Source organism: Vibrio sp. 10N.222.46.A1 (assembly GCF_041473595.1).
In the GTDB taxonomy this organism is placed as follows: domain Bacteria; phylum Pseudomonadota; class Gammaproteobacteria; order Enterobacterales; family Vibrionaceae; genus Vibrio; species Vibrio tasmaniensis_A.
Genome location: NZ_JBFRSN010000617.1, coordinates 1 through 3,205 on the forward strand (window position 1 = coordinate 1; position 3,205 = coordinate 3,205).

2 protein-coding genes and 2 pseudogenes are annotated in these 3,205 nt (G+C 45.1%); all 4 read left to right on the forward strand.

What is annotated here, in order from left to right:
- Positions 1-588, forward strand: a 588-nt coding sequence (locus AB4496_RS17090; protein WP_372131446.1) for a CBS domain-containing protein, incomplete at its 5' end; no start/stop codon positions are given.
- A gap of 404 nt (positions 589-992) precedes the next feature.
- Complete coding sequence (locus AB4496_RS17095; protein WP_009846763.1) at positions 993-1,397, forward strand: Hpt domain-containing protein; 405 nt, start codon at positions 993-995, stop codon at positions 1,395-1,397.
- A 211-nt stretch (positions 1,398-1,608) separates the two neighbouring features.
- A pseudogene (locus AB4496_RS17100) lies at positions 1,609-1,890 on the forward strand (response regulator); the annotation flags it as partial.
- A gap of 210 nt (positions 1,891-2,100) precedes the next feature.
- Positions 2,101-3,177: pseudogene (gene ahpF / locus AB4496_RS17105) on the forward strand (alkyl hydroperoxide reductase subunit F); the annotation flags it as partial.
- Positions 3,178-3,205 lie beyond the last annotated feature (28 nt).

Sequence of the window (3,205 nt, forward strand, 5' to 3'; positions counted from 1 at the left end):
CATAAGACGATTGTTTTCATCACCCACGATTTGGATGAAGCACTTCGTCTCGGCGACCGAATCGCAATTTTGAAAGATGGCGAGTTGGTACAACAAGGTACACCACATGAGATTCTGCTGAATCCAGCCGATGACTATGTAGAGGCATTCGTTAAAGACGTAAACCGTGCTCGTGCATTGACCGTTGAAACCGTTATGCAGCCCCCTCTCTATCGAATCACATCTGAAACGATTGAAGGTGCTTTGGCACAAATGAAGATGCTGAAAAATGACTACGCTTATCACGTAACGGATGAAGGCTATCAAGGTCTAGTCACACAAGAGAGCCTACAGGATGCAGTTGAAGATTCATCGGTGCATGACTTCAGTGAAGAGATATACGAAGAAGTTCCAGCCATTTTGCCTGATGCGGTGATTGAAGAAGTGCTACCAGACACTATGTCTTGTGACTATTCTCTTCCGGTTGTTGATGAGGACGGTAACCTAAAAGGTGAACTAGAGAGAAGCGCTGTTGCTGATATCTTCTCTGAAAGTAGCGAGGAAGAAGTAGAAACCGACCCAAAGCCAAAGATTGATAAAGCTTCGTAGTTCTACTTTTCGATATTTAAAGCACGGCTGTTTAAATTATCGCTATTTGGGTTATAGGGATGTGGGTTATAGCTACTTAGCTTAGCCCAAGCGAGTTAACCTGCTCTAAGACCACTGTTGTTAGTAACTGCAGTGGTCTTTTTTATGTGTATCGGCCTCGCTTTGTCCTGCACTCTCCCCTTTAAGCTTACTAGTACCCAGGCTAATAGGTGCCTAAGTTTATATTTCATAAGAGAAAACAAATTTAAATCAGTTCGTTAGGTTTGTCACAAACATAGTGGCAATTCGGGCGAGAAGGCAATTAATTGCTTTGTTTATAAGGCAAGCAGTTGAAATTATTCTAGAAAATGACTAAAACTTAATAGTACTCACGGATATTACGCTCAACAAAAGGACTTAGTTTGATGAATTCCACTTTAGCGTCAGACACAGCTGCACATCTAAACTCACAAGAAGTTAGCGAGCTTGTTGATGAAAGCGTTCTAGAGCAAATGATTCGAGATACAAGTGCGGATATTATCCCGATCTTGATCGACCATTATGTCGAAGAATCACAAACACGCTTGGTCGCCATAAAAGAGGCTGTCGCTCAGCACGACGCTCAAACACTTGAGTTCGAGGTTCATACTCTTGGCAGCACCGCACTCTCATTAGGTAATCGCCCTTTGGGTGAGTTAGCTCGCGCTTTAGAGAAGCAGTGTCTAGAACAGAGTCACGATGCGGCATTTCTGCAAGTTGACGAATTACTAGAACTCGCAGAGCGTTCAATCAAAGCCTTGCTTGACAGGAAACAGGCAGGCTTCAGTTAACTTTGGATGTTCAGATAAAAACTCAACATAGTCGTTATTAATATAGTCCCCATAAAGATGCGAACCAGTATGAGTAGCAATGCGGGAAATTCTACACACCGCGCCTTAAAAGATTGCATGCGGTAGATAACAAATACACAAGACTCGTATTGATGGTTCCATATCACTATGTTATTGATTGGTTAGGATAAAGTTTCAAAAGGAATACACAATGCGCCCTAAGGTATTGTTAGTTGAAGACTCCACCTCACTCGCCGTACTCTACAAGCAGTACGTAAAGGACGAGCCCTACGATATCTTCCACGTCGAAACCGGCGTGGAAGCTAAGACCTTCATTGAAAGGCACTCTCCACAGCTTGTTATTCTCGACCTTAAGTTGCCCGACATGCCAGGGGAAGAAGTCTTAGATTGGATTAGTACGAACGAAATACCAACCGCCGTCATTATCGCGACGGCACATGGCTCAGTAAACATTGCTGTAGACCTTATCCAGCGCGGTGCGGAAGACTTCTTAGAGAAGCCCATTCAAGCCGACCGACTAAAGACCTCTGTTCGCTTACATCTAAAAAGAGCTAAGCTAGAGAACCTTGTCGATGACATGCAAAGCAAGTTCGATCGTGACCGCTTTCATAATTTCATCGGCTCTTGCCTACCTATGCAAGCGGTTTACAAAATTATCGATTCGGTAGCACCAACTACCGCCAGCGTGTTTATTAACGGTGAGCTATTTGGTCAAGGCCGTATGTCTCTGGCTGAGATCCTGAACAAAGTTGACTCAGGCGCAGCAGAAAAGAAAGCGGCTAACCTAAACGAACAAGCACCGTTTGATGTATTGGTTGTCGGTGGCGGCCCTGCAGGATCTTCAGCGGCTATCTACGCAGCACGTAAAGGCATTCGTACCGGTGTGGTTGCAGACCGATTCGGTGGCCAAGTTATGGATACCATGGCGATTGAGAACTTTATCTCCGTGAAAGCGACAACAGGTCCTAAATTAGTGGCAAGCCTTGAAGAGCACGTAAAAGAGTACGGTGTTGAGATAATGACTGAGCAGCGCGCTGCAAACATCATCGCAGCCGAAGACACAGGCGACGGTTACATCCACGTCGAACTAGAGAGCGGCGCAACATTACGATCTCGCACGGTTATCACCAGTACCGGTGCTCGCTGGCGTGAAATGAATGTTCCGGGTGAGCAAGATTACCGCAATAAAGGCGTCGCTTACTGCCCACACTGTGACGGTCCTTTATTCAAAGGTAAGAAAACAGCGGTTATCGGTGGTGGTAACTCAGGTATCGAAGCGGCAATTGATTTAGCGGGTATCGTTGAACACGTAACCGTACTTGAATTTGCAGACACACTGCGTGCAGACCAAGTGCTTATCGACAAAGCGAACGCAACACCAAACATCGAAATCATCAAGATGGCGCAAACAACGCAAGTGATTGGTGATGGCAACCGCGTAACCGGTCTGGAATACAAAGACCGCAACACCGATGAACTTAAACAGATTGAACTAGCAGGTATCTTTGTTCAAATCGGCCTGATGCCAAACAGCGAATGGTTGAAGGGTTCGAAGGTAGAGCTTTCACCACGCGGTGAAATTGAAATTAACGCTCATGGCGCAACATCAATGAAAGGTGTATTCGCAGCGGGTGACGTAACAACCGTACCTTACAAACAGATCATCATTGCAATGGGTGAAGGTGCAAAAGCAAGCTTAGGTGCATTTGACCACCTAATCCGTAACTCAGCTCCAGTTAAAGAGGCTGAAACGGCTTAATCTTTAAACCTAAAACTTAAAACTTAAA